The organism is Methylobacterium guangdongense (assembly GCF_038442355.1).
Lineage (GTDB): Bacteria > Pseudomonadota > Alphaproteobacteria > Rhizobiales > Beijerinckiaceae > Methylobacterium > Methylobacterium guangdongense.
This window is the reverse complement of the sequence record NZ_JBBXMX010000013.1, coordinates 1-25,995: the sequence shown is the minus strand read 5'-3', so window position 1 is coordinate 25,995 and position 25,995 is coordinate 1. Positions and strand designations below refer to the sequence as shown.

The window sequence follows — 25,995 nt, the reverse complement described above, 5'->3', positions numbered from 1 at the left end:
TCATTGCGGGGCCGGCGTGCGCAGGTCGAGGGTCAGGGGGAATTCCGCGCTCGATTCCGGCCGGGGCATCGCGATCCGGCCCGGGGTGTGGCCGTGCGGCTGGAACCGGGCGAGGCGCCGCCCCTCCGCCTCGTAGGCGTTGACCGGGTGGGTCTCGTAGTTGCGGCCGCCCGGATGGGCGACGTGGTAGCGGCAGCCGCCGAGGGAGCGCCCGCTCCAGGCATCGAGGATGTCGAAGGTCAGCGGCGCGTGGGCGGGGATGGTCGGGTGCAGCGAGGAGGCCGGCTGCCACGCCTTGAAGCGCAGCCCCGCCACGGCCTCGCCGCCGCGGCCGGTGGAGGTCATGGGCAGGCGCCGGCCGTTGCACGCGATGACGTGCCGCTCGGGCACGAAGCCCTCGACCTTGACCTGCAACCGCTCGACCGAGCTGTCGACGAAGCGCACGGTGCCCCCGCTGGTCCCTTCCTCGCCCATCACGTGCCAGGGCTCCAGCGCCTGGCGCAGCTCCATCCGGACCCCGCCCTGCTCGATCGTGCCGAACACGGGGAACCGGAACAGGGCCTGCGCCTCGAAGGCGACCGGGTCGAAAGCGTAGCCCGCCGCCCGCAGATCCTCCAGCACCGAGAGGAAGTCGGACCAGAGGAAATGCGGGAGCATGAACCGATCGTGGAGGTTCGTGCCCCAGCGGACACAGCCGCCGGTCTGCGGCTCGCGCCAGAGCCAGGCCACGAGGGCCCGCAGCAGCAATTGCTGGGCGAGGCTCATCCGCGCGTCCGGCGGCATCTCGAAGGCGCGGAATTCCAAGAGCCCGAGGCGCCCGGTCGGCCCGTCCGGCGAATAGAGCTTGTCGATGCAGATCTCGGACCGGTGGGTGTTGCCGGTGACGTCCACGAGGATGTTGCGGAAGATCCGGTCGACCAGCCAGCGCGGGATGTTGGGCGCGTCGGGGGCCGGCACCTGTGCCAGCGCAATCTCCAATTCGTAGAGCCCGTCATGGCGCGCCTCGTCCATGCGCGGCGCCTGGCTTGTCGGCCCGATGTAGAGGCCGGAGAACAGGTACGAGAGGGCCGGGTGGCGCTGCCAGTAGAGCACGAGGCTCTTCAGCAGGTCGGGCCGGCGCAGGAACGGGGAATCGTCCGGCGTGACGCCGCCCATGACCACGTGGTTGCCGCCGCCGGTGCCGGTATGGCGCCCGTCGACCATGAACTTTTCCGCGCCCAGCCGGGTCTGGCGGGCCTCGGCGTAGAGGTCGGTGGTGATCGCCACCGCCTCCCGCCAGGAGGCGGCGGGATGGACGTTCACCTCGATCACGCCGGGATCGGGCGTCACCTTGATCACGCCGATGCGCGGATCGTAGGGCGGTTCGTAGCCCTCGATCTGGATCGGCAGGTTCAGCTCCGCGGCCGCCGCTTCGAGGTAGCCGGCGAGTTCGAGATACTCGTCGGCGCGCTGCACCGGCGGCATGAACACCCGCACCACCCCGTCCCGGGGCTCGATCGACAGGGCCGTGCGCACCGCGACGCCGGTGATGCCGGCGCCGTTGGCGGTCGTCTCGCCGGGATGGCCGTCCGGCAGGGCGGCGCGGGGCTCCAGCGGGTCCTGCGGCTGGTAGTAGGGGTAGTGCTCCGGGGGCACGTAGGGCAGGGACGACAGGGGCAGGCGGAAGCCCACCGGCGAGTCCCCCGGCACCAGGAAGGCGGCGCCGCGCCGGAACTCCCAACGTTCCGAGATCCAGACCCGGTCGGCATCGCCGTCCTGGCCGGTCGGCAGGCTCGCGAGCGGCAGGACGTAGCCCGCGGCCTCCCCGAGGCCTCGCGCGTAGACCCGCTTGATCCGGGCGTCGAACTCCACCGAGCCGGAGCGCGCGGCGGCGGGCGCGACGTTGACCGGCAGCGCCGCGACCTTCTTCTCCCAGAGCTCGCCGTCCTCGAAGGCCGGGAAGACGTAGTCGGCGAGGTGCAGGCGGCGGGCGACCCCGTCGGCCAGCGCCTTGGCCTGCGCGATGGTGGCCTGGCCTTCCTCGCCGGCGATCACCTCGGGGGCGATCAGGTCCGGGTTCCGCCAGATCGGCTTGCCGTCCTTGCGCCAGTAGAGCGCGAAGGCCCAGCGGGGCAGGCTCTCGCCGGGATACCACTTGCCCTGGCCGTAATGCAGCAGGCCGCCCGGCCCGAACCGGTCGCGCAGGCGCCGGATCAGCTGGTCGGCGCGGCTGCGCTTGGTCGGGCCGACCGCGGCGATGTTCCATTCGGGCGATTCGAAATCGTCCACCGACACGAAGGTCGGTTCTCCGCCCATGGTCAGGCGCACGTCCTGCGCCGCGAGGTCGGCATCGACCCGCTCGCCCAGCGCGTCCATGTCGGCCCAGATCGCCTCCGAGAACGGCTTGGTGATCCGCGGCGTCTCGGCGACCCGGGTGATCGCCATCCGGAAGTCGAACTCGGTCTTGGCCGGCTCCATCGCCCCCGAGATCGGCGCGGCCGAACGGTAATGCGGCGTCGCGGCCAGCGGGATATGGCCCTCGCCGGTCAGCAGCCCCGAGGTCGCATCCATGCCGACCCAGCCGGCGCCCGGCAGGTAGACCTCGGCCCAGGCGTGCAGATCCGTAAAGTCGGCGGACGCCCCAGTCGGGCCGTCGACCGCGGTGGTGTCGGGCACGAGCTGGATCAGGTAGCCGGAGACGAACCGGGCCGCGAAGCCGATCCGGCGCAGCACCTGCACGAGCAGCCACGCGGAATCCCGGCACGACCCGCTCTTGAGCCGCAGGGTCTCGGCGGGCGTCTGGACGCCGGGCTCCATGCGGACGCCGTAGGCCGTCTCCCGGGCGATCTGGGCGTTCAGCGCCACCAGGAACTGGACGGTGTTGGGCTCCGCGGGCAGCCGGGCGAGCAATGCCTCCATCTCGGGGCACTCCGCATCGACGGGGGTGCGGTAGGGGGCGAGTTCCTCGGCGAGGTCCGGGTCGTACGCGAAGGGGTGGGTCTGGGCGTAGTCCTCGACGAAGAAGTCGAACGGGTTGATCACCGCCATGTCGGCGGTGAGATCGACCTCGATCTTCAATTCGTCGGTCTTCTCCGGGAAGACGAGGCGGGCGAGCCAGTTGCCGCTCGGATCCTGCTGCCAGTTCAGGAAGTGGTTGGCGGGCGTCACGGTCAGCGCGTAGGCCGGGATCTTGGTGCGCGCGTGCGGGGCCGGGCGCAGGCGGATCACCTGGGGACCCAGGCTGATCGGCCGGTCGTAGCGGTAATGAGTGACGTGGTGCAGGGCGGCTTTGATCGACACGATGGCTCCGTCGAAAGGATCGAACGCGGTTCTCGATGCCGGTCCCGGGCGCCGGACCCCACCGCGCCGTTATGCGCTACAGACCGACCGACAAGCAATTTCCGTGCGGCGGCCTCGAGTTTCTGGCAGGAACTTTGCCACGCCGCTCCGCTTGACCGGCGAGTGGGCCGGATGCCGGCCCGGGACGGCCCGATGAAGATCTTCCAGTGCCAGGCCTGCGACCAGCCGGTCACCTTCGAGGCGACCGCCTGCGAGAGCTGCGCCCGGCGGCTGGGCTACGTCTGTGCCGTCCACGAGGTCTCGGCCCTGGAGCCGCAGGGGCTGTCGGCGCACCCGCTGATGGGCGGCGCGCAGGTGTTCCACGCCTACGCGGATCCCGGCGGGCGCTACCGCCTGTGCAACAACGCCCTCTCGGAGGCCTGCAACTGGCTGGTGCCGGAGGACAGCCCGGACATCTTCTGCACCGCCTGCCGCCACAACCGGGTGGTGCCGGACCTGTCGCGGAGCTGGAACCTCACCCGCTGGCGCCAGATCGAGGCGGCCAAGCGCCGGCTGTTCTACTCGCTGCTGCGCCTGGAACTGCCGCTCGCCACCCGCGCCCAGTACACGGACGGGCTGGCCTTCGACTTCCTGGTCGACCCGAGCGAGAGCTTCGCCGGCGGGCCGCCGGTGCTGACCGGGCACATCAACGGCCTGATCACCATGAACATCGCCGAGGCCGACGATGTCGAGCGGGAGCGGCGCCGGATCCTGTTCGGCGAGCATTACCGCACCCTGCTCGGCCACTTCCGGCACGAGATCGGGCATTACTTCTGGTATCTGCTGGTGCTGAACAGCCCCACCTGGGAGCCCTTCCGGGCGCTGTTCGGCGACGAGCGCGCGAACTACGTCCAGGCCCTGCAGGACCATTACGCGCGCGGAGCGCCGGCCGACTGGGATGAATCCTACGTCTCGGCCTACGCCACGGCCCATCCGTGGGAGGATTTCGCCGAGACCTTCGCGCATTACCTGCACATCGTCGACACGGTGGAGACCGCCTCGACCTTCGAGCTGCACGTGCGTCCGCGCCTGCGCCACGGGACCCAGGCGCCCACCGTGATCGATTTCGATCCCTACAACACCCTCGACCTCGACCGGCTGATCGCCGCGTGGCTGCCGCTGACCTACGCGATCAACTCGCTGTCCCACAGCATGGGCCAGCCGGCGCTCTACCCGTTCAAGCTGACGCCCACGGTGATCGCCAAGCTCGCCTTCGTGCACGAGCGGATCTACGCCTCGCGCACCGGCTCCCTGCCGGATGCCGGCGAGGCGGGGGCCGAGATGCTGCGGGCGGTGATCATGGGGTTGCGCCAGAAGGTGGCGGCGGCGACGGGGTGAGGGTGGGGCGGGCAGCTCCGACAGGCCGTCTGTGCGCGCGAGACAGTCCATCCGCCGATACGAGCGCTCCTTCGGCTTCGGAGATCTTGAGATTCGAGAGCCGTTCCCGCTCGTCGAAGGCCGCTGCGCCCTCCCTCCCCCCTCTGCGGGGGAGGGAGGCCCCCGGAGGGGGTCGGGAGAGGGGAGCGACGGTGCAGAATGGAGTGCTGCTCCTCCTGAAGGTCACGCCTTTTCCTGAACCCGGGTTCCCCCCTTGCGGAACTTCGTTCCGACCCGACCCCTGCTGACGCAGGGGCCACCCTCCCCCGCAGAGGGGGGAGGGAGATGCGCGGAGCCCTTCACACCTGTCCGATGAAGAAGTGTGACCATCGTCGCCCGTTCGGGAGAGGAGCACGTCGCCGCCCGCAGGACCCGGACGCGATCGAGCTCGCGAACCGGCTCGTTCGAGTCAGCCCCATTGGGCGACACCGACATTGTCGGAAGCTGGACACCCGTGGCGCACACGATAGCCCTGTCTTCCCCGCACGCAACGCGTCCCGTCGCCCCTCACGTTCCCCCATGCCGCTCCACGAAGGTGCGGAACGCCTCCAGCGTCTCGGCGCTGACATGGTGCTCGATCCCCTCGGCGTCCCGGCGGGCGGTCTCGGGGCTCACCCCCAGCGCGCAGAGGAAGCGCTCGACGATCCGGTGGCGCTCCCGCGCCTGGGCGGCGAGCCGCCGGCCGGCCTCGGTCAGGAACACGCCGCGATAGGGCCGCTGCTGGACGAAGCCGTCCTCGCACAGGCGCTTGAGCATCTTGGCGACGGTCGGCTGCGCCACGCCGAGGCGGGCCGCGATGTCCACCTGCCGCGCCTCGCCGCCATCGCCGATCAGGTCGTCGATCAGCTCGACGTAATCCTCGACGAGTTCCGAGCGCCGCGCCTCGCGGGCTTGGCGAAAACTCTCCACGTGGCGCTCGGGATCGACCAGCGCGGTCTCGGGCGCGCCCTGCTCGGACGGTTCCTGCATGGGCTCTCCCTCTCGGCACGCACGCGCCGCCCCGCGCCTGTCTAGCAAAAACCCGCACCGGCAGGGGAGTCCCGCATACGCGATACGAACCCCCTTGAATCCGACGGCCGAAGCCCTGAATATAGCCTGCGCTATATTTTTGAGGAGAGGGTCTGAGCATGGTGGCGCCGAACGCCGCGACCGCCCCGGTTCGCGCCGCGCCGGGGGCGATGAGCCGGCGGACTGAGGGCGCGATCCGCGACGTCCTCGACGGGCGCCGGGGCGGCCGCGGCCGGTTCCTGCTGTTCGTGGGGCCGGCCGTGACGGCCTCGATCGCCTACATGGACCCCGGCAACTTCGCGACCAACATCCAGGCCGGCGCCCGCTACGGCTACGCCCTCCTCTGGGTGGTGCTGCTCGCCAACCTCACCGCGATGCTGTTCCAGGCGCTCTCGGCCAAGCTCGGGATCGTCACGGGGAAGAACCTCGCCGAGCATTGCCGGGACGCCACGACCCGCCCGGTGCGCCTCGCCCTGTGGGGGATCAGCGAGGTCGCCGCCATGGCGACCGATCTCGCGGAGTTCTTAGGGGGCGCCATCGGCCTGTCCCTGCTCACCGGCATGCCGCTGATGGCCGGCATGGCGGTCACCGCGGTGGTCACCTACGCGTTCCTGCTCCTGGAGCACGAAGGCTTCCGGCCGCTGGAGATCGCCATCGGCGTCATGGTCGGCACGATCGGCCTCTGCTACGCGGTCGAGCTGCTGGTGGCCCCGGTGGCCTGGGGCGAGGCCGCGAAGGGCCTCGTCACCCCAAGAATCCCGGACGCGGAGGCGCTGACCATCGCGGTGGGCATCATCGGCGCCACCGTGATGCCGCACGCGCTGTTCCTGCATTCGGGCCTGACCCAGGGGCGGGGCAACCCGCGCAGCGAGGCCGACCGGCGCCTGCTGGTGCGCTACTCCAACCGCGAGGTGGTGGTGGCCCTGATGCTGGCGGGCCTCGTCAACATGGCGATGGTGATCATGGCGGCGGCGGCCTTTCATCTCGGCCACAGCGAGGTCGCCGAGATCGGCGAGGCCTACCGGACCCTGACGCCGCTGCTCGGGCCCGCCGCGGGGGCGGCCTTCCTGGTGTCGCTCCTCGCCTCCGGGATCTCCTCCTCGGTGGTGGGGACGCTCGCCGGCCAGATGGTGATGCAGGGCTTCACCGGCTGGCGGATCCCGCTCCTCGTGCGCCGGCTCGCGACCATGCTGCCGGCCTTCGTGGTGGTGGCGATCGGCATCGACCCGACCCGGGCGCTGGTCCTGTCGCAGGTGGTGCTGTCGCTCGCCCTGCCGGTGCCGATGGTGGCGCTGGTGGTGTTCACCCGCCGCCGGAGCGTGATGGGGCCCTTCGCCAACGGGCCGCTCACCCAGGCGGCGGCCGTGGCGGGGGCCGCAGTGGTGCTCGCGCTCAACGCGGTGCTGCTGGCGGCGGCGTTCGGGGTGCCGGTGCCGGGATTGGGGTGAGTCCGGTTTTCCGGCATCGTCACGGCCATGGGGGCCGGCGATCATCAGTCGAACGCCGGCGTCGGCCCGCAAGCGTGAGCCTCGCGGAAGATCTACGTCCGTGCTATGAAGGCCACATCATGAGCGTGAGCAAATTCAAAGTCAGCTATCCGGCGGCCACACAGCTCGCGTTACTGGCGAATGCCGAAAAGGCAGCGTTGAAGCGCCTGTTCTCAAGCACTGAGATCGAACAGCCGGGAACGACAAAGCCAATCAGCGATGGCCGGTTCGTATCCCGCCTTGGAAGCAAGCGCGTGCTTTGGCGGCGACAATCCGACGACAGTCAGCCAGAGATCCTCTCGATCGTCGACCATTCGTTCGCTCAAGCCTGAATGAGCAGCTTCGAAAAAGAAAGATACAAACATTCAATAAACAATCTCAACTTATCAACTAAATCTTCCCTCAGCAATCAATTCATCCAAAATTCTCTTTGACTCTTTCACGGCTCGGTCAAGAACGATTCTTGTCTTACCTTGATCGATCATTTTCCTGCATTCAGATACAGACTTGAATTGCGCATTTGTGCACCGACGTGGTGTCCCTGTAATTGCAATTTCAAATCTGACTACAAATTTTCCATCAACCAGGATAACATATAAATCGTCACATTGATCAGGCGTGTGCGCTACAATGTGAAATACAGATCCACCTCCACAAAGGTATCGTGCAAATTCTATGGCTAGGTCAGGTTTTGTGCCTTTCCTATACAAAAATAATCTCGGTTCAAATTTATCTGCAATCCGCCCCATGACTCTGACAACACATTACAAAGTTCACTTAGAGTAAATCCCGCCTATGGCAAGGATCGATATCACATCCACGTTAGACAATTCAACACGCCAAAGCACGAAATTGTCATCATTTTGACGAAAAACATGTCAAAAAAGCGCGTTGCACGCACAATTTCCAACGATGATACAGCATCTCATCCAGCGTTCATTTCGAGATTGCCAAGTGCAGGACACTTAGAGGCAGCTCGAAATCAATCTCGATATCGCCGACGCCCTCCATGTCGAGCGCGTCGAGGATGGTGCCGGGCACCGCCTTCATACGTGCGTAGGCACCATAGGGCAGAACCGCCATGATCGGCTTACCGCCCTCGGTGATGATCACGGGTCCCTCGGCCGCCGCCCGCCTGATGCGGCCGGGCTCGCGATTGAATTCGCGGCTGGTAAAGGTCGATTCGGTCATGCTGCGCCTCGCCGATCGCGACATCCAGACATCGGTGGCGTGACCGGGCCTGTCAAACGGTCTCGAGCGGCGCCGCCGCTCACGTCGCCCGCACCACCACCTCCACCAGATTGGCGCCCCCCGACCGGATCCCCGCCTCGATCGCCGGGGCGATGTCGGCGGCGGCGGTTACCCGCCGGGCCGGCACGCCCATCGAGGCGGCGAGCGCCAAAAAATCGATCCGCGGATCGGTGAGGTCCATGGCGATGAAGCGGTTGGCGCGCACCGAGGCGTAGTGCGCCTGACCCTTCATGAAGGTCTTGAGGATGTTGTACTCGGCGTTGTTGATCACCACGAAGGTGACCGGCAGTTTTTCATGCGCGGCGGTCCAGAGGGCCTGCGGCGAGTACATCGCGGCGCCGTCGCCGACCACGCAGACCACCGGCGCCCGGTCGAGGCCCAGGGAGAAGCCGACCGCCGCCGGCATGCCCCAGCCGAGCACGCCGCCGCGCATCGCCGCGTATTGATGCGCCGAGGGGCTGTCGAGGAAGGTGCGCAGGTGGGTGAGCGTCGCGGGCGCCTCGTCCACGATGGTGGTCTCGGCCCCGACCGCGCGGGCGACCTCCCGGGCGGCCACCAGCGGCGCGATCACCGGATCCGCGAAGGCCGCATCCGCGGCGGCGGCGAGCTTCGCCCGGCGCTCGACCCGGGCGGTCACGGCCTGGGCGCGCAAGGCAGCGAAGGCATCGGCCCGGTCGGCGAGGCGGGGGGCGAGCAGCGGCAGCAGGGCATCCAGCGAGGCGCGGATGTCGCCCACCGTCGACAGGCTGGTGGCGTAGGTCCGCCCGAGGTCGCGCACGTCGGCCGAGAGCTGGAACACCTGCACCCCCGGCGGCACCGCCGAGACCTCCGAGTAGAGCACGGTGATCAGCGACTTGCCGCCGAGGGCGAACACCGCATCGTAGCGCCCGAGGATCTCCGCGATGGCATCGGCCCGGGTCGGCAGGTTGCCGGCCCAGAGCGGGTGCGCGGTGGGGAAGGGGATATGGGCCGGCCAGGACGAGCCGTAGACCGGCGCCGCCAGGAGGTCGGCCAGCGCCACCATCTGCGCGGACGCGTCCGAGGCGTCGATCTCGTCGCCCGCGATCAGGGCGAGGCGGCCCGGCGCGATCGCGGCGAGTTCTTGGGCCAGCCGGTCGAGGGAACCCGCCACCGCCCGCTGGTCGATGGTCGAGGTCTCGCCGGCCGGCACGGCGGTCATCGCCTCCATCACGTCCATGGGGAGCGACAGGAAGACCGGGCCGGAGGGGGCGGCCCCCGCATCGTGAAAGGCGCGGCGCAGCAGGATCGGGATCTGGTCGGGGCTCGTCACCTCGCGGGCCCATTTCATCACCGGGTCGGCGATGGCCACGAGGTCGCCCATCAGCAGCGGGTCGGTCAGCGCGTGGCGGAGATCCTGCTGCCCGGCCGTGACCACGAGCGGCGTGCCCGAGACCTGGGAATTCACCAGCCCGCCCATGGCGTGGCCGAGGCCGCCCGCCGTGTGCAGGTTGAGGAAGGCGGGCCGCCGCGCGCCCTGCGCGTAGCCGTCCGCCATCGCCACGGCGGTCGCCTCCTGCAGGGCGAGGATGTAGGCGATGTCGGGCGCCTCGGTGAGCGCGTCGATGAGCGGCAATTCGGTGGTGCCGGGATTGCCGAAGATGTAGCGCACGCCCTCCGAGCGCAGCACCTCCACCAGGAGGTCGGCGCCCCGGCGACGGCCCGCCGCGTCCACCCGTTCGATCGACATGCCCGGCCTCCGGTAGAATCGGACGGGAGGCTAGACCATGGGCACTCCGGGGCAAGACCGAGCATCCGCCCGGGGGCAGACCGGCCCCGCAGGCCGTGGGAGGCGCGGCCCTTGGTCTGCTTGCGCCGCTCTCGGTCACGTGTTGCAACGCCTCACGAACCCGTGAACGGGGATATCCTGCCGGCCGGCGGGGTTGGCCGGCAGAGCGGCCGGAAGCCCCTGCCGCGCGACGTCATCCGTCGGAAGGACACCATGGACCAGCGGACGCCGCCCGATCTGAGCCGCGACGCCGAAGCGGCCGCGCGTGCGGTGTCCCTGTCGGCGGCGCGGCGCGCCGGCGCCCAGGATCGCGACGACGGGTTCCCCGGCGAGGACATCGCCGACCTCGCCCGGCTGGGCCTGCTCGCCGCGCCGGTGCCGGTCGCGGAGGGCGGGGCGGGTCTCGGCGCGGAGCCCGGCGCCGGGGCGCTGGCCGAGGTGCTGCGCCTCGTCGGCTCCGGCAGCCTCGCCCTCGGGCGGCTCTACGAGGGTCACGTCAACGCCCTCCAGCTCATCGCCCAGTATGGCGAGGCCGGCCAGCGCGCGCGCCTGTTCGCCGATGCCCGGGCGGGCCACCTGTTCGGCGTCTGGAACACCGAGCCGGCCGGGGCGGGCCTCGCCCTGGCGGCGGCGGGGGACGGGCTGTCCCTGAGCGGCGCGAAATCCTTCGCCTCGGGGGCGGGCTTCGTGACCCGGGCCCTGGTCACGGCCGGGTGTCCGCGCGGTGGCGGGACCCTCATGCTGGTGGTGCCGCTGGAGCCGGGCAGCCGGGCCGATCTCTCGGCGTGGCGGGCGCAGGGCATGCGGGCCTCGGCCACCGGCACCCTCGATTTCGGCGGGATCGCCCTCTCCGACGACGACATCCTCGGCGGGCCGGACGACTATTTCCGCCAGCCGGCCTTCTCGGGGGGCGCGTGGCGGTTCCTGGCGGTACAGCTCGGCGGCATCGAGGCGGTGTTCGACGCGTGGCGGGCCCATCTCGTCCGCCTCGGCCGGGGGGCCGATCCCCACCAGCTCGCGCGCCTCGGGGAGGGGGCCATCGCGGTCGAGGGGGCGCGGCACTGGGTGACCCGGGCGGCCGCCCTGGCCACCGGCGGGACGCTGCCGGCCGCGCGCGTCGTCGCCTTCGTCAACCTCGCCCGGCTTGCGGTGGAGAAGGCCGGGCTCGACGTGCTGCAGCTCGCCCAGCGCTCCGTCGGCCTCCCGGGCTTCCTGCGCGGGCACCCGTTGGAGCAGCGCGCGCGCGACCTCGCCACCTACCTGCGCCAGCCGGGACCCGATCGGGCGCTCACCGGCGCGGCGGAGGAGATTTTGGCGGCCGGGGAGGGGGTGGCCGACCTGTGGGACGAGGGCGCCCCATGAGCGAAGTCGTGAGCGGGGTCGCGACCGCGCGCGCAGGCTCCCCCGCACCGGCGCAGGCCGTCTGGCGCGACGCACCGCAACGCTATGGCCGCGTCAGCCGCCTCTTCCACTGGCTGATGGCGGCCCTGTTCGCGTGGCAGTTCGCGGGGGCGCTGCTCTATGTCGGTCTGGGCGACACGGCGGTGACGCGCTTCGTGGGCGGCAGCCACTTCACCCTGGGGGCGACCCTGTTCGCGCTGGCGCTGCTGCGCGGTGCCTGGGGCCTCGCCAACCTCCCGCGCCGCCCACCGCATCCGGGTCGCCTCGGCCGCGCCGCGGTGACGGGCCATGCCGTGATCTACACCCTGATGGTCGTCGTCCCGGGCCTCGCGCTGCTGCGCCAGTACGGGTCGGGCAAGCCGTTCACGCCCTACGGCATCCCGCTCATGCCGGGCCGGGACAGCAAGATCGACTGGATGGTGGCCCCGGGCGACCTGCTCCACCACTGGCTGGCCTTCCTGCTGCTGGCGATCCTGATCGGCCACGTCGCCATGGCGGTGCTGCACCGGGCGCTCTGGAAGGACGACGTGCTGGCGCGGATGACCGGGCGTTCCTGAAGGCACCCGCAGCGCCGCCATGCGGCTGTCCGGGCCGGTCTGCGGCCGCCCCCGAAGCCCCCCCGCGCCCCATGAAGTCCCGCCTCCCGTCCCGGCAAGACCGAAAGCTTTTGGGCGCGTGGTCTGCCGAAGAATGACAGCCGCGCCGGCGATCTCATCGGGGCCGACGCGCGGGGCGTCGGAGGACATGTGATCCGCGGCTTCTGGAGACGCTGCGCAGCACACAGTGTTTGTAAGATCGGATTTTCGGGGACCGAACTCTACGCGGCCGGATTTGGGCTTGAGGACATCACCCGGTTACTGCCATTCTTCGCACGGGTCGCGTTTTCGCCGCAAGACGCTCTTCCGAAGAACGAGAACGTCCGGGTCTCGGATGGCGGCGGCAGTCGAGCGACCGCGCAGTCAGATAACAGTCTCAGCCGTTTCGAGGACCGCCGGTCGTTATGTCCTACGTCGTGGTATAATCGTGGACACATGGAATCACATCTATATTATATTGGAATCAGCAAAGAGGCGTGAGCAAGCGCTCAAGAAGCAGGCCGAGGAAGAATCCGAGAAGGTCGAAGCGTTGAGAATCGTCGTGTCGGCACTCACGGCCAGCACCGGCTGGTTTGGGCTCAACCGCACGAAATTCAAATCCCTCATTGCCAACGCCGCCCGTCAGACGCCGAATTCCGGCCCGGCAGCGATCAGGCACAGCGTTTTTCTCGCCGAGTCGACCAGAATTCTTTGCGGAGACGCGTTTGAAAGGCCGTGAGGCCAGCCCTTTTAAGGTGTTTGGCGGTCTGATCGGATGCATAACCCTTTTCCCGGGCGCATGCAGCGTCAGCGGAATGCGACCCGGGACCCAGCGCACGACGTCGCGCAGCGTCGATCGGGATCGACCTGTGCCGCGGGCGCGGCACTTCTTATGCTGGATCCCGGATCAGGTTCCGCTGACGCTCCACCTGTCCGGGAAAGGGCGCGCGGTGCCCGCGATGCACGCTCGGCCAAACACCTTAAAAAGGCTGGGCCGTGAGGCCTGTCGCCCCCCGGCCAGGGGCGCCCCGTCGGCCGCGGCCGGGCTGGCGCGCGAGACCGGCACGGAGACGATGCGAGCAGGGGAGGGGGCGCTGGCGCGCGACCCTCCCCGACCGCTCAGCCGAGCCGGTGCAGGGCGCAGAGCTTGTTGCCGTCCGGATCGCGCAGATAGGCGAGGTACAGGCGGCCGGCCGGTCCGTTGCGCTCACCCGGCGGATCCTCGATCGCGGTCCCGCCATGGGCCGTTCCGGCCTTGTGCCACGCGTCCGCCTCGTCCGGCGACGCGACGTTGAAGCCGATGGTGCTGCCATTCCCCGCCGTCGCGGTCTGTCCATCCAGCGGCTTGCTGATGAGGAAGATCGCGCCGCCATGCATGTAGACCACGCGGCCCAACGGATCTTCCTTGCCGGGGCGGCCGCCCATCGCGGCGAACAGGGCATCGTAGAAGGCCTTCGACCGGGCCATGTCGTTGGTGCCGACCATCATGTGGCTGAACACGGGCAATCTCCTCCTTTTGGAGTTGCCTCAGGTAGCCGCGAAGACGGGAGGATCAACCTGCGATTCAGAGCCTCTCAGAAGACTTCCGCCGCGCTGTCGCGGTCGGAGATGCCGGCCACACGGACGGGCCTGCCGGCGTGATCGGCGCCCCGATGACGGGGGAGGCCCGGCCGGTCCGACGGCCGGGCCCGACGCGTTCACCTGTAGACGATGCAGCTGTCGGCATCGCCGACCGGCAGGACCTCGCAGTTCGTGGCGAGCGGAATGACGCCGTCATCCGTCAGGGTTGCGACCGCCGCCTCGCTGGTGGGCGGGGACGTCAGCATGACGGTGCCGAACGCCAGCGAGGCGGCGGCGAACGCGAGTGCGAGTACCAGAAGGTTGCGCCGGAGCGCGGGGAGCGTGACAGAGGCCATAGGGTGTCCTCCCGGACGGCGCGGTTGAAGCGCCGGAGGGAAGGCTATGTTCAGGGATGGGTCACCGCATCCCCTGAATCGATGAGTCCGATCGGGGCCGCGTATCCGTCGGCCGATACGCTGTCCGGGATCGCGTGAGACCGGGCGGCGACGGCCACCGGGATGGCGGCACGCCCGGCACCGAAGCACGGGGCGCGTCGCCGGGAGCCCGGCGACCGCTGAGACAGACCGGGCGGCCGGGGAGACCCGGACCGCCCTCGCGAGGAGACGACCATGACCGACGAACCGCTTGGGCTCGACCGCGGCCTGACCAACTACGGCGACCGCGACTTCGCCCGCTACCTGCGCCGCTCCTTCGCGCGCTCCATGGGCATCTCGGTCGGCCTCCTGAACAAGCCGGTGGTCGGCATCGCCATGACGCCGTCGGGCTTCAACAACTGCCACCGGGGCATGCCCGAGCTGGTGGAGGCGGTCTCCCGCGGCGTGCTGGCGGCCGGGGCCCTGCCGCGGCCGTTCCCGACCGTGTCGCTCGGCGAGGTTTTCCTCAACCCGACCAGCATGATGTACCGCAACCTGATGGCCATGGACACCGAGGAGATGATCGGCGCCCAGCCGATGGACGCGGTCGTCCTGATCGGCGGCTGCGACAAGACCGTGCCGGCCCAGCTCATGGGCGCGGCGTCGGCCGACCTGCCGGCGATCCAGCTCGTCACCGGCCCGATGTCGACCGGCCGCCATAGGGGCCAGCGGCTCGGCGCCTGCACGGATTGCCGGGGCTTCTGGGCCAAGTACCGGGCCGGCACCGTCGACGCCGAGGAGATCGCCGAGGTCGAGGGCCGGCTCTCCGTCACGGCCGGCACCTGCGCGGTGATGGGCACGGCCTCGACCATGGCGTGCATCGCGGAGGCGCTCGGCATGTCGCTGCCGGGCACCGCGGCGATCCCGGCGGTGCATTCCGACCGGCTGGTGGCCGCCGAGGAGACCGGCCGCGCGGCGGTGCGGCTGATCGAGACGCGGATCCGGCCCTCGCAGGTGATCACAGGAAAGTCGGTCGAGAACGCGATCCGCGTGCTGATGGCGGTGTCGGGCTCGACCAACGCCATCGTGCACCTCACCGCCATCGCCGGGCGGCTCGGCATCCGGATCCCGCCCGAGCGCTTCAATGAGATCTCCGACGAGACGCCGGTGCTGGTCGACCTGAAGCCCGTGGGCCAGGGCTACATGGAGGATTTCCACGCCGCCGGCGGCATGGGCGCGCTGCTGCGCGAATTGCGCCCGCTCCTCCACCTCGACACGGTGGACGTGGAGGGCCGGACGCTCGCCGAGCGCCTGGACGAGCCGGAGGGCTGGGTCGACCGCGCGATCATCCGCACCGCGGCGGATCCCGTGTCGCCGGTCGGCGGCCTCGTGGCCCTGTCGGGCAGCCTCGCGCCCGACGGGGCGATCTTCAAGCGCGCGGCGGCGACGCCCGACCTGTTCGAGTCGGAGGGCCGGGCGGTGGTGTTCACCGGCCTGGAGGACCTCTCGGCCCGCATCGACGATCCCGCGCTCGACGTGGCGCCCGGCGACATCCTCGTCCTGCAGAATGCCGGCCCGCACGCGGCCGGCATGCCGGAGGCGGGCTACCTGCCGATCCCCAAGAAGCTGGCGCAGGCGGGGGTGAAGGACATGGTGCGCATCTCCGACGCGCGGATGTCGGGCACGGCCTTCGGGTCGATCGTCCTGCACGTGGCGCCCGAGGCCGCTGTCGGCGGGCCGCTGGCGGCGGTGCGCGACGGCGACCGCATCCGCCTGTCGATCAAGGACAAGCGCGTCGATCTCCTGGTCGCGCAGGACGAGATCGCCCGCCGGCTCGCCGACCACCGGCCGCCGCCGGTCCCGGCCCGGGGCTACAAGGCGCTTTACCGGCGCAGCGTCACGCAGGCCCCGGAGGGCTGCGACTTCGACTTCCTCGCCAAGGCCGAGGGCTGACGGACCGGGCCGTCCTGTCCGGGCGCGACTGAAGGGGGCGATCCATGCCCCCGCCCGGCTCCACCGCCGACCGGCTGCGCGACTTCGCCGGCGCCGTCACAGGGGCCGGCGGCAGGCCGGAAGCCGAACCCGATCTCGCCGCCGACACCCGGGTTCAGGCGGATCTCCGGGGGCACCCGTCGCACGGCGTCCCGGTACGCCCGCGGGCCGCTCGAGACCCGCGCGGATCCCGCGACCGCCATCGGTCCAGCGGCGGCCCGTGGGCTTGCGCCGCGCGCAGTCGGTCGCGCGACGCGACCGACTGCGGTGTCGGTCACTCGGCCGGCTGCAGCACGGCCGCCGGGGCGGCCTCGGGCGTGCTCCGTCCGGCGAGGGCGGCGGCGAGCTTGGCCTCGTCGACCTCGTTCTCCCAGCGCGCCACCACGATGCAGGCCACCGCGTTGCCGATGAAGTTGGTCAGCGCCCGGCACTCGGACATGAATCGGTCGACGCCTAGGATCAGCGCCATGCCGACCACCGGCACGGAGGGCACCACCGCCAGCGTCGCCGCCAGGGTGATGAAGCCGGAGCCCGTCACCCCCGCCGCGCCCTTCGACGACAGCATGGCGACGAGGAGCAGCAGCGCCTGCTCGCCGAGGCTGAGCGGCGTGTCGGTCGCCTGGGCGATGAACAGGGCCGCCATGGTCATGTAGATGTTGGTGCCGTCGAGGTTGAACGAGTAGCCCGTGGGCACCACGAGGCCGACCACCGGCTTCGAGCAGCCGGCCCGCTCCATCTTCTCGAGCAGCGAGGGCAGCGCCGATTCCGACGAGGAGGTGCCGAGCACGAGCAGCAGCTCCTCCTTGATGTAGCGGATGAGCTTGATGATCGAGAAGCCGTTGTAGCGGGCGACCGCGCCGAGCACGACCAGCACGAAGATCGCCGAGGTCAGGTAGAAGGCGCCGACGAGGTAGGCGAGGTTGGCGAGCGAGCTGATGCCGTACTTGCCGATCGTGAACGCCATCGCGCCGAAGGCGCCGATCGGGGCGACCTTCATGATGATGTTGACGACGCCGAAGATCGCCTCGGACAGGACCTTGATGATGTCGAGCACCGGCTTGCCGCGGTCCCCCAGGAAGGCGAGGCCGAAGCCGAACAGCACCGAGAAGAACAGCACCTGCAGGATCTCGCCGCCCGCGAAGGCGCCCACCGCCGTGCTGGGAATGATGTTCATCAGGAAGTCGACGATGCTCTGCTCCTTCGCCTTGCCGGCGTAGGTGGCGATCGCCTTCGGATCGAGGGATTTCGGGTCGATGTGCAGGCCGTTGCCCGGCTGGAGCACGTTGGCCACGATGAGGCCGACGATCAGCGCCAGCGTCGAGAACGTCAGGAAGTAGATCAGCGCCTTGCCGCCGACCCGGCCGACCTTCTCGAGATTGGTCATCCCGGCGATGCCGGAGACTACGGTGAGGAAGATCACCGGGGCGATGATCATCTTGACGAGCTTGATGAACGCGTCACCGAGCGGCTTCATCTCGGCGCCGAGCTGCGGATAGACGTGTCCGAGCAGGATGCCGATCGCGACGGCGACCAGGACCTGGAAATACAGGGTCCGGTAGATCGGCTTCGGCTTGGCGGGCGGATGAGGGGCGGTGAGGGGGGATGGTACGGCAACCACGGGTCGTTCTCCCTAGGGTCAGGTGCGATCGGGGCGGCTGGCGCCGGCGCAATCCGGCAGCGTCCGCACTTGGTCTTGGCCTTCCGGCTCACAGCTTTGCTTCGCGCGCAGGGCTGTGTTTCATTCCGGGAATGGCAACCGCCATGCCATGCGGAAGGCGCACGACGATTTTTATCAAGACCTTGTTTTTCAACATCTTTTCGATGAAGCGTTCGGATCGCCGCGGGGTCCGCCGTGCGGAAATCCGCCCCCGCGGGGCCGGAGCGGTCCGGTTTTCCGCGCGGGCGAGCAGCCGGTGATCGGGGCTTCCGAACCCGGCCGGGGGCGGGCGGCCCGCCTCCTGCCGGTCCGCGGCCTCGTCCTCCTGGCCTGCGTGGGCGCCGTCATCGGCGCGGCCTGGCTCGCCGGACGCATGGCGGAGCGCTGGGCGCTCGCGGACCTGCGGCGCGGCGCCCGCTCGGCGATCGGCCTCCAGGTCGGCCTGCTGCGCGCCGAGATGCAGAAGCAGGCCTCCCTGCCCCTGGCGCTCGCCGCCGACCCGGAGGTCGCCGCCGCGGTCGCGCCGGGCGCCGGGCGCGACCTTCTGGACCGCGTCGACCGGCGTCTGTCCGAGGTGGCGGCGGCCACCGGTGCGGCGGTGATCTATGTGATCGGCGCCGACGGGGTGACGGTCGCGGCCAGCAATGCCGGCGGGGCCCGGAGCTTCGTCGGACGCGACTATGCGTTCCGGCCGTATTTCCGGCAGGCGCTCGCCGGGGGCGCCGGCTCGCAATTCGCCCTCGGGACCGTCAGCGGCCGGCCCGGGCTCTACCTCGCCCGGCGCATCGGTGCGGCGGCCGGAGTCGTGGTGGTCAAGGTCGAGTTCGACGCCGTCGAGGCGGCGTGGCGGGCGGCGCAGGAGGTCACCTTCGTCACCGATGCCCGCGGCATCGTCCTCGTGACGAGCGAGCCCGGCTGGCGGTTCGGGAGCCTCGGCCCGATCGACGCGGCCGAGCGCGCCCGGATCGAGGCCGGGCAGGAATTCGGTGCCGCGCCCCTGGCGCGGCTGCCCCTGCATGCCACCGACCGGGCCGATCTCGTCCGCGTCGGCCGGGGGGCGCTGCCGGCCTGGACCGCGGTCGCCACGACGGCCCCGGTGCCGGGGACCGACTGGCAGCTGCACGCCCTCACCCCGCTCGGGACCGCGGTGGAGCGGGAGCGGCTGCAGGCCTGGATCATCGCCGCCCTGGCCACGGCGCTGGCGGGCGTCGGGGCGGCCGCCGCGGTCGACCGGGGCCGGCGGACGCGGGCGCGGCTGGCGGAGGCGGCCGCGCGCCGGGCGGAGCTGGAGAGCCGCGTCGCCGAGCGGACCCGCGCCCTGCGCGAGGCCAACGGGCAGCTGCGTGCCGAGATGGAGGAGCGACAGCGCGCCGAGGCCGAGCGCGAGCGCCTGGGACGGGAGCTGGCCCAGGCCGGCCGTCTGGCGGCCCTCGGCCAGTTCGCCGCCAGCATGGCGCACGAGATCAACCAGCCGCTCGCGGCGATCCGCTCCTACGCCGACAACACCGCCATCCTGGTCCGGCGCGGCCGGAGCGCGGACGCCGCCGAGAACGCCGCCGCCATCGGCCGGCTGACCGACCGCATCGCCGGCCTCACCCGCCAGCTCAAGGGGTTCGCCCGGCGCGCCTCCCCGCGGCGGGAGCCGGTCCCCCTCGGCGCGGTGCTGGACAACGCCCTGGAGCTGGTCCGCGCCCGGGCCGCCGCCCTGGGCGTGCCCCTGGAGGCCGACGCGCCCGATCCGGACCTGCGGGTCCTGGGGGATGGGCCGCGGCTGGAGCAGGTTCTGGTCAACCTGCTCCAGAACGCCCTCGACGCGGTGGCGGGCCGCCCGGACGCCCGCGTGCGCCTGCGCATCGGCTCCGAGGGCGCCGAGCGCGTGGCCGTCGAGGTGGCCGATACCGGCCCCGGGATCCCCGCGGCGGAGCGCGGTCAGGTGTTCGACGCGTTCTTCACCAGCAAGGACGACGGCCTCGGGCTCGGCCTCGCCATCGCCCGCGGGATCGTGGAGGATTGCGGCGGGAACCTGACCCTGGTGGACGCCCCGGGGGATGGCGCGGTCTTCCGGATGGCGCTGCTCCGGGCGGCGGCCTCCGATCGGGCGGCGGGGGCGCGTGCGGGGACGCGTGCGGGGGCAGTGCAATGAGCGCAGACGCGGACGGCGCGCTCGGGCGCGTCGTGTTCATCGACGACGAGGCCGAGGTGCGCCGGGCCAACGGCCAGAGCCTGGAGCTCGAGGGCTTCGCCGTGGAGGCCTTCCCGGCGGCCGAGCCGGCGCTTGCGGCGATCCTGGCGGCGCCACCCGGCGTCGTGGTCAGCGACGTGCGCCTGCCCGGCCTCGACGGGGTCGGCCTGCTGGCGCGGCTGCGCCGGGTCGATCCGGACCTGCCGGTGATCCTGATCACCGGTCACGGCGACATCCGCATGGCAGTGGCCGCCATGCAGGGGGGCGCCTACGACTTCCTGGCCAAGCCCTATCCCGCCGAAGCCCTCGTCGCCTCGGTGCGCCGGGCGCTGGAGCGGCGGCGCCTCGTGATGGAGAACCGGGCCCTGCGCGCCCGCCTCGACGCGGCGGTGGAGGAGGACCCGGCCTTCCTGGGCGATTCCCCCGCGATGGTGCGCCTGCGCGCCCTGGTGCGCGAGGTTGCGCGGGCCGATGTCGACGTGCTGATCTTCGGCGAGACCGGGTCCGGCAAGGAGGTGGTGGCGGGCGCCCTGCACCGCTGGAGCCGGCGCGCCGGGCGCAACTTCGTGGCGATGAATTGCGGCGCCCTGCCCGACAGCGTCGTGGAGAGCGAGCTGTTCGGGCACGAGGCCGGCGCCTTCACCGGGGCGGTCAAGCGGCGGGTCGGCCGCATCGAGCACGCCCACGGGGGCACCCTGTTCCTCGACGAGATCGAGAGCATGCCGCTGCCGCTTCAGGTCAAGCTCCTGCGGGTGCTGCAGGAGCGCACCGTGGAGCCGCTGGGCACCAACGAGGTGCGGCCGGTGGACATGCGGGTCGTGGCCGCCACCAAGGTCGATCTCGGGCAGGCGGCGGCGCAGGGCACGTTCCGGGACGATCTCTACCACCGCCTCAACGTCGTCACGGTGGCGATCCCGCGCCTGTCCGACCGGGGCGACGACGTGCTGCTGCTGTTCCAGCACTTCCTGCGCCGGGCGGCCGCGCGCTTCGAAAAGCCGGTGCCGCCGATCACCGCCGCGATCCGCGATCACCTGCGCGACCACGCCTGGCCCGGCAATGTCCGCGAGCTCGGTCATTTCGCCGAGCGCTGCGCCCTGGGTCTCGTGGCGCTGCCCCAGGCCGCCCCCGAGGCCGCGCCCGCCGGCACCCTCACCGAACAGGTGGACGGCTTCGAGCGCCGGCTGATCCGGGACGAGCTGCGCGTCGCGGGCGGTGACGTGCGCGCCGTGGCCGAAGCCCTCGGCCTGCCGCGCAAGACACTCTACGACAAGATGACCCGGCACCGGCTCAATCCGGCCGATTACCGATGACTGTATGCTCCGCGTGGCCGGATCCGAAAAGCGACGGGCTGATTTGCGCATTCTGACATCGGACCCGCGGAATGCAGGCCGATCTTTCCGGCCCGCGGCCTTGCACGGCCTTCGCGGGGGGCGGACGGCGCCGTCGCCGTATCGGGGGCGGCTCTCTTTTGCGACGGCGCGGACGTAATTTCGCCTGCACGTCGGGACAACGATGGTGACTGACTGCCTCGTCCGGTTGCAGCGCGTCCCGCCCCCATGAACACACCGCCCAGCAAGCCTCCGACCCGGTTTGGGCGCCTGCCGAAGCTGGTGGGCCACACACCAGAGGGCCGCTTCGACTCGGGGCTCGCAAACGACGATTTCCTCTTGGCCATCGGCCGGATCGTCACGTTTTTCCCCCTGCTCGAGCGGAGCATGAGCGAGATCATGTCCGAGCTGATCGGCGGCTACGACGCGCCGGTGCGACAGATTTTCTACAGCATTACGAAACAACAAGATCGCATCGAAATCATGCGCTCATTGCTGGAAGAGGCCCAGGTCAATCAAAATAGGGGTGCGACTTGGGACTTCATCATCGATAATTTCGCAACCATCAGCACAAGCCGCAACGACTATGCCGATGGAATCTGGTGGACCCACGAGACGGGACGCATCTTCCTGGAACCGCCCAACCCCTCATCCAGGGGCGCGTTCAACAAACGCGAGGTCAATCTGACTGAGCTGAACGACGTGATCGACAGGATGAACGATCTCGCGAGCCGATTGCACGATGTGATCATCGAACGTCTTGAGAAGCTCGCGGCCCGGCATCGCGGGGAGGGCCCCCACGCTTAGAGACTGGGGCAAAATCCGTTTGCGCGGGTTGTTCGGGTCCGGGCGCTCCCAACGACCTGTGGGCGGTGATCGCGGCCGTCATCGACGGACTCGATCTCTGTGACCCTGCACTGACGTCGACCTTGGACCACCGCGTGGGGCCCGATCAATCGGAACGGCACGCGGTTCGACGTTCCCATGTCGCGAACGCGGCAGCAGACGCGCTGCAAACGACCAGATCCTGCTGAACGCCGGACGTCCGCGCCTCAAGCAGCGGCCCCGGAGCGAGTCTTCGTCGAGCGGGTTGATGCGCGTGCGGTCCGCCTGCCGTGCGCGTTTACCCGGGAGAGCGACCTTGAAGCGAGATCGAGAGGCAAGCGGCGGTGGATCCAACATCGCCGTTTGGGGCGCGCTCGCCGCCAACCTCGCCATCGCCGCCGCGAAGTTCGGTGCGGCCGCCTTCACCGGCTCGTCGTCGATGCTCTCGGAGGGGTTCCACTCGGCGGTGGACAGCACCAACGAGATTCTCCTCCTCTACGGCGAGCACCGCTCCAAGCGCGCGCCCGATAAGTCCCACCCGTTCGGCTACGGCCGCGAACTCTACTTCTGGAGCTTCGTCGTCGCCCTGATGATCTTCGCGGTCGGCGCGGGCCTCGCGCTGTACGAGGGCTATTCGCACATCGTGCAGCCGGAGCCGGCGGGCGACCCCTTGGTCAACTACGCCGTGCTCGGCCTTGCATTACTGTTCGAGGGGACCTCCTGGGTGATCGGCATCCGCAAGATGGCCGCCAGCAAGGGGGAGCGCGGCTGGTGGGAGGCGGTGCGCGCATCCAAGGATCCCTCGACGCTGGCCGTGGTGTTCGAAGACTCGGCCGCCCTCATCGGTCTCGTCATCGCCGCGCTCGGCGTCTACCTCAGCGAGGTGCTGCATGAGCCTCGCATCGACGGCATCGCGTCCCTCGTGATCGGGGGCTTGCTGGCGGTCGTGGCCGCGCTGCTGGCGCGGGAAGCCAAGGGGCTGCTCATCGGTGAACCGGCCGACGACGCGTTGATCGCGCGGATGACACGCGTGCTTGAGGCCGACGACGCGATCCTGAGGGTGAACCACATCCGTTCGGTTCACATCGCACCCGACGCGGTGTTCACCGCCATCAGTGCCGACTTCCGGGACACCGTGACGATGCGCGAGGGGGAGGAACTGATCGAAGCCCTGGAGCGGCGCTTGCGCGATGAGGCGCCCGAGCTGGCCGAGATCTACATCCGCCCGGAGAAGGCATCGCGGGCGAGTACGGGGTTCGGGGCCGGATCGTGACGGCGCCGGTCGCAGCCCTCGCCGGAGCCCCCCGCGCGGCGCGGGGACCCGATGGGCCGCGCGTCCGGGGTCATGGGCGGACGCGGTCATCGAAGAGGTGCGACGGGAACGGTTCAAGAAACTGAACGGCGATACCGGTCTCGATGAGGCGCATGACGGTCGCGAAACGGCGACCCACGCGCACCCGCGACCCGACGAACGGTGGCTCGGCCCCGTTCAGATCGATGGCTGCTCCGGACAGCGAGATGTCGCGGATCGTGCCGCCGAGCACGATCCGCTCCCCGAGCCGCACCTCGACGGTGCGGTGCAGCGGCACGATCCGGGGTGCCCGTTCCAACTGGTTCGCCAGCTTGCGCTCGGCTTCGTGCCATTTGAGGCGCGTGGCGATCTTCTCGCGTCGGCCTTCCTTGACCATGAAGGCCACGCTGAAGCTGGCGACCGACACCGCGGTGATCTTTCCGACGAGGATGCCGATGTTGTCGAGGGCGCAGATCACGATCTCGCCGGGCAAGACTTTGGACTGCACGCGAATGTCGCCCTGCAACGGCGAGCGCATCAGCGCGGTGCAGGACAGCTCGTCGCCGTTGGCGAGGAGGACTCGGCCGGCAATCGGCTCGCACGTTGGGGCGGGATCTTGTTCAGGCGAAGGGGCGCGCGCTCGCGATTCGGATTGTACCCTCCCCATGCTCATGTTGGGCATCGTCAAGCGCCGTATCGTTCGATCTTGGGGCTGCCCGACGACACACGTTGCTCACGGCCCGTGTGACCGCAACCCAAGGTATAAGCTGAAGTTGAATATTTAATCGAAGATGAACTTATGAGCCGTAAGTCCGCCTCCGTGGAGTGCATTCATAATTCCAGATCTTCGACTGACCTAAGTCCATAGTATGTTTGTGCCAGTATCGGGCTATCGTCCTCGCGCGCACCGACGGAAAGACAATCATCTTGTAGGCGGATCGGGCCAGAGGTCACCTCGCCGGGGCGCTTGACGCTGCTCCGATGCGTCCCCAGCAGGAGACGTGGCTCTGGATGCTGCCTGGCGGCTCCGCATCTCCCCCTGCGGCTTTTGAAGCCGGCGTTGCATCAGGCGTCCGGTCAAGCTTAGGACGGGGTCGCAGAGCGAATAGGAGGCGTGGTTGGAAGAACCCGAACAGGGCAGCGCAGAGGCGGTCTACGTCTCAGCCATGGTGGGCGAGATGATGCAGCGCGTCCTCGAGGATGCGCTCGCCGAACTCGCGAGGACCAGAGGCGCTGCCTACCTGGACATGTTCGTGGAGCGTGAACTGGCCCGCTCCGCGGATTTGTACCGGGAGCGACCGGACGACACGCCTGAAACCACCAGCCTGTTGCGCGCTTGGTTCGCGATGGAGGGCAGCGCAGCCTTGCGGGCAGTGGTCGAGCGCGCGAGCACCGAGGCGCGACGCGACTGAACGGGCTCCGCGCAGACCTTCTTACTTGCCTGTCCCGCCCTTGTAGGCCGCGATCGCGCGCCGGCAGTTCTCGGAAATCTTGTCCATATTCTTCTTGAAGCAGGCCTCCATCTCCGGGCTGTCGGGATCATCGCCGCTGCAGAACGTGACCGCGTCGCCGGAACAGTAGGTCTTCAGGTCTTTGTTGCCCCGCTTCGAGGCCGCCGCATCGGGGGCTGCAAGGGCAGGGGCGGCTACGGCGATGAGGCCGATGGCGAGGATGAGGCTTCGCATTTTGGATACCTTGTCGAAGGTGTTCATTGACGCGCGGATGGTTCGGCCCGGCTATCGATCCCTGCCGCTCACGGGGCAGAGGCTCGCCTTGCTCCGCGACAGGCGGGCTGTGACCGAACGATCGACCGGCTACTGACCGCCGGCCTTCTTGTAGGCATCGATGGCGCGTCGGCAATTCGGCGTCATCCGGCTCATATTCTTCTTGAAGCAGGCATCCATCTGCGGGCTGTTCGGATCGATGCCGGCGCAGAACTGCAGGGCATCGCCCGCACAATTGGTCTGCAGGTCCGCGTTGCCGCGGTTCGGAGCCTGCGCGGAGGCGGGCGCGGCGACAGCGATGAGGCTGAGGGCGAGGATGAGGCTGCGCATTCTTGGTCTCTGACCGGAGCAATTTGTCCAGGCCCTAACAATCTCGACGCCGGTTGTATCCATCCCGCCGCTGAATCCTCGCGCATCGGCATCCTCACAGATGCAGTCCGGGCCGGTTGATCGCACGAGCCAGCAGGCTGCCAGCACCGTCAGAAGCACCGTGAAGCCGACGCGTGACCCCGTGCTGCCGACCTGCGCGAAAAGCCGGTCGCCCACCGAACCGCGCCCTGTCCCCGACCAAGCCCTCGAACACAGGTTTGATGGGCATGACTGCGCGGGCAAGGACATCTTAAAGGTTGACCGGCCCTGTCGGAACAGCGCTCAGGACAGGGGCGCAGGCGCAGCCCCAGGGCATCGCGTTCGAGGGCGTGCAACGCGTCCGCGGACGAGCGCTTTCAGTTGCCCAGCACGGCAGCTACTTCTTTGTCACACCAGCGACTAAGCTCGACTTTGGCCATCATGCGGCGTGGCAGAGAGCATAGGCCCAGGGCGCGGGCAACCGGAAGCGGGGTTTTGTTCGGGCGCGTCGGCGCGGTGATGTTGCCAAAGTCCGCTCACGCCAGATCGC

General features: G+C 69.7%; 22 protein-coding genes. 12 read left to right on the top strand and 10 right to left on the bottom strand.

Annotated features, from left to right (window positions below; genetic code table 11):
* A complete protein-coding gene (locus AAHG09_RS21630; protein WP_342109559.1) occupies positions 1–3,279 on the bottom strand; it encodes a transglutaminase family protein in 3,279 nt (1,092 codons plus the stop codon).
* 192 nt (positions 3,280–3,471) lie between these two features.
* On the opposite strand from AAHG09_RS21630, the gene AAHG09_RS21625 reads away from it, so the two are divergent.
* Entirely contained in the window at positions 3,472–4,656 is a 1,185-nt protein-coding gene (locus AAHG09_RS21625; protein ID WP_342109558.1) for a zinc-binding metallopeptidase family protein, read from the top strand.
* Positions 4,657–5,202: 546 nt separating this feature from the next.
* Here AAHG09_RS21625 and mntR read toward each other — a convergent pair.
* The gene (gene mntR, locus AAHG09_RS21620; protein WP_342109557.1) at positions 5,203–5,664 is read right to left on the bottom strand and encodes a manganese-binding transcriptional regulator MntR; all 462 of its coding nucleotides are present in this window, start codon (positions 5,662–5,664) and stop codon (positions 5,203–5,205) included.
* Between the two features lie 158 nt (positions 5,665–5,822).
* Here mntR and AAHG09_RS21615 point away from each other — a divergent pair, with 158 nt between their 5' ends.
* Both AAHG09_RS21615 and AAHG09_RS21610 read left to right on the top strand, forming a co-directional pair.
* Positions 5,823–7,151, top strand: a complete 1,329-nt coding sequence (locus tag AAHG09_RS21615; RefSeq protein ID WP_342109556.1) for an Nramp family divalent metal transporter — start codon at positions 5,823–5,825, stop codon at positions 7,149–7,151.
* 119 nt (positions 7,152–7,270) lie between these two features.
* On the top strand, positions 7,271–7,522 hold the full coding sequence (locus AAHG09_RS21610; protein WP_342109555.1) for a hypothetical protein: 252 nt from the start codon (positions 7,271–7,273) through the stop codon (positions 7,520–7,522).
* Positions 7,523–8,126: 604 nt separating this feature from the next.
* Here AAHG09_RS21610 and AAHG09_RS21605 read toward each other — a convergent pair.
* Together AAHG09_RS21605 and AAHG09_RS21600 are read right to left on the bottom strand one after the other, a co-directional pair.
* Positions 8,127–8,381, bottom strand: a complete 255-nt coding sequence (locus AAHG09_RS21605) for a type II toxin-antitoxin system prevent-host-death family antitoxin (protein WP_342109554.1) — start codon at positions 8,379–8,381, stop codon at positions 8,127–8,129.
* Between the two features lie 79 nt (positions 8,382–8,460).
* The gene (locus AAHG09_RS21600) at positions 8,461–10,149 is read right to left on the bottom strand and encodes a thiamine pyrophosphate-binding protein (protein ID WP_342109553.1); all 1,689 of its coding nucleotides are present in this window, start codon (positions 10,147–10,149) and stop codon (positions 8,461–8,463) included.
* Positions 10,150–10,401: 252 nt separating this feature from the next.
* On the opposite strand from AAHG09_RS21600, the gene AAHG09_RS21595 reads away from it, so the two are divergent.
* The 3 genes from AAHG09_RS21595 (at position 10,402) to AAHG09_RS21585 (ending at position 12,903) form a co-directional block, all read left to right on the top strand.
* A complete protein-coding gene (locus tag AAHG09_RS21595; protein WP_342109691.1) occupies positions 10,402–11,550 on the top strand; it encodes an acyl-CoA dehydrogenase family protein in 1,149 nt (382 codons plus the stop codon).
* Positions 11,547–12,146, top strand: a complete 600-nt coding sequence (locus AAHG09_RS21590; protein ID WP_342109552.1) for a cytochrome b — start codon at positions 11,547–11,549, stop codon at positions 12,144–12,146. Before AAHG09_RS21595 ends, AAHG09_RS21590 begins: the two co-directional genes overlap by 4 nt.
* 466 nt (positions 12,147–12,612) lie before the next feature.
* Positions 12,613–12,903: a hypothetical protein gene (locus AAHG09_RS21585; protein ID WP_342109551.1), complete on the top strand. Its 291-nt coding sequence runs from the start codon at positions 12,613–12,615 to the stop codon at positions 12,901–12,903.
* A gap of 380 nt (positions 12,904–13,283) precedes the next feature.
* On the opposite strand, the gene AAHG09_RS21580 is transcribed toward AAHG09_RS21585, so the two are convergent.
* Entirely contained in the window at positions 13,284–13,664 is a 381-nt protein-coding gene (locus AAHG09_RS21580) for a VOC family protein (protein ID WP_342109550.1), read from the bottom strand.
* A 197-nt stretch (positions 13,665–13,861) separates the two neighbouring features.
* On the bottom strand, positions 13,862–14,080 hold the full coding sequence (locus AAHG09_RS21575) for a hypothetical protein (RefSeq protein ID WP_342109549.1): 219 nt from the start codon (positions 14,078–14,080) through the stop codon (positions 13,862–13,864).
* 273 nt (positions 14,081–14,353) lie between these two features.
* Between AAHG09_RS21575 and AAHG09_RS21570 the strand changes: the two genes are divergently transcribed.
* On the top strand, positions 14,354–16,051 hold the full coding sequence (locus AAHG09_RS21570; protein WP_342109548.1) for a dihydroxy-acid dehydratase: 1,698 nt from the start codon (positions 14,354–14,356) through the stop codon (positions 16,049–16,051).
* 313 nt (positions 16,052–16,364) lie between these two features.
* Here AAHG09_RS21570 and AAHG09_RS21565 read toward each other — a convergent pair whose 3' ends face one another.
* Positions 16,365–17,708: a dicarboxylate/amino acid:cation symporter gene (locus AAHG09_RS21565; RefSeq protein ID WP_342109547.1), complete on the bottom strand. Its 1,344-nt coding sequence runs from the start codon at positions 17,706–17,708 to the stop codon at positions 16,365–16,367.
* 295 nt (positions 17,709–18,003) lie between these two features.
* Between AAHG09_RS21565 and AAHG09_RS21560 the strand changes: the two genes are divergently transcribed.
* From AAHG09_RS21560 to AAHG09_RS21545, 4 genes are all read left to right on the top strand, one after another.
* A complete protein-coding gene (locus AAHG09_RS21560) occupies positions 18,004–19,890 on the top strand; it encodes an ATP-binding protein (RefSeq protein ID WP_342109546.1) in 1,887 nt (628 codons plus the stop codon).
* A complete protein-coding gene (locus tag AAHG09_RS21555) occupies positions 19,887–21,239 on the top strand; it encodes a sigma-54-dependent transcriptional regulator (protein WP_342109545.1) in 1,353 nt (450 codons plus the stop codon). The genes AAHG09_RS21560 and AAHG09_RS21555 overlap by 4 nt, the downstream gene beginning before the upstream one ends.
* A gap of 246 nt (positions 21,240–21,485) precedes the next feature.
* Positions 21,486–22,064, top strand: a complete 579-nt coding sequence (locus AAHG09_RS21550) for a hypothetical protein (protein ID WP_342109544.1) — start codon at positions 21,486–21,488, stop codon at positions 22,062–22,064.
* Between the two features lie 286 nt (positions 22,065–22,350).
* Positions 22,351–23,355, top strand: coding sequence for a cation diffusion facilitator family transporter (locus AAHG09_RS21545; RefSeq protein WP_342109690.1), 1,005 nt, complete (start codon positions 22,351–22,353; stop codon positions 23,353–23,355).
* Between the two features lie 70 nt (positions 23,356–23,425).
* Here AAHG09_RS21545 and AAHG09_RS21540 read toward each other — a convergent pair whose 3' ends face one another.
* On the bottom strand, positions 23,426–24,055 hold the full coding sequence (locus AAHG09_RS21540) for a PilZ domain-containing protein (RefSeq protein ID WP_342109689.1): 630 nt from the start codon (positions 24,053–24,055) through the stop codon (positions 23,426–23,428).
* A gap of 436 nt (positions 24,056–24,491) precedes the next feature.
* On the opposite strand from AAHG09_RS21540, the gene AAHG09_RS21535 reads away from it, so the two are divergent.
* A complete protein-coding gene (locus AAHG09_RS21535; protein ID WP_342109543.1) occupies positions 24,492–24,785 on the top strand; it encodes a hypothetical protein in 294 nt (97 codons plus the stop codon).
* Positions 24,786–24,806: 21 nt separating this feature from the next.
* Here the strand turns inward: AAHG09_RS21535 and AAHG09_RS21530 are convergent, their stop codons facing one another.
* Together AAHG09_RS21530 and AAHG09_RS21525 are read right to left on the bottom strand one after the other, a co-directional pair.
* Positions 24,807–25,085 carry a 3',5'-cyclic-nucleotide phosphodiesterase gene (locus tag AAHG09_RS21530; protein ID WP_412760069.1) on the bottom strand — a complete coding sequence of 93 codons (279 nt, stop codon included), beginning with the start codon at positions 25,083–25,085 and terminating at the stop codon, positions 24,807–24,809.
* A 102-nt stretch (positions 25,086–25,187) separates the two neighbouring features.
* Positions 25,188–25,427, bottom strand: a complete 240-nt coding sequence (locus tag AAHG09_RS21525) for a 3',5'-cyclic-nucleotide phosphodiesterase (RefSeq protein ID WP_342109542.1) — start codon at positions 25,425–25,427, stop codon at positions 25,188–25,190.
* Positions 25,428–25,995: the final 568 nt, after the last annotated feature.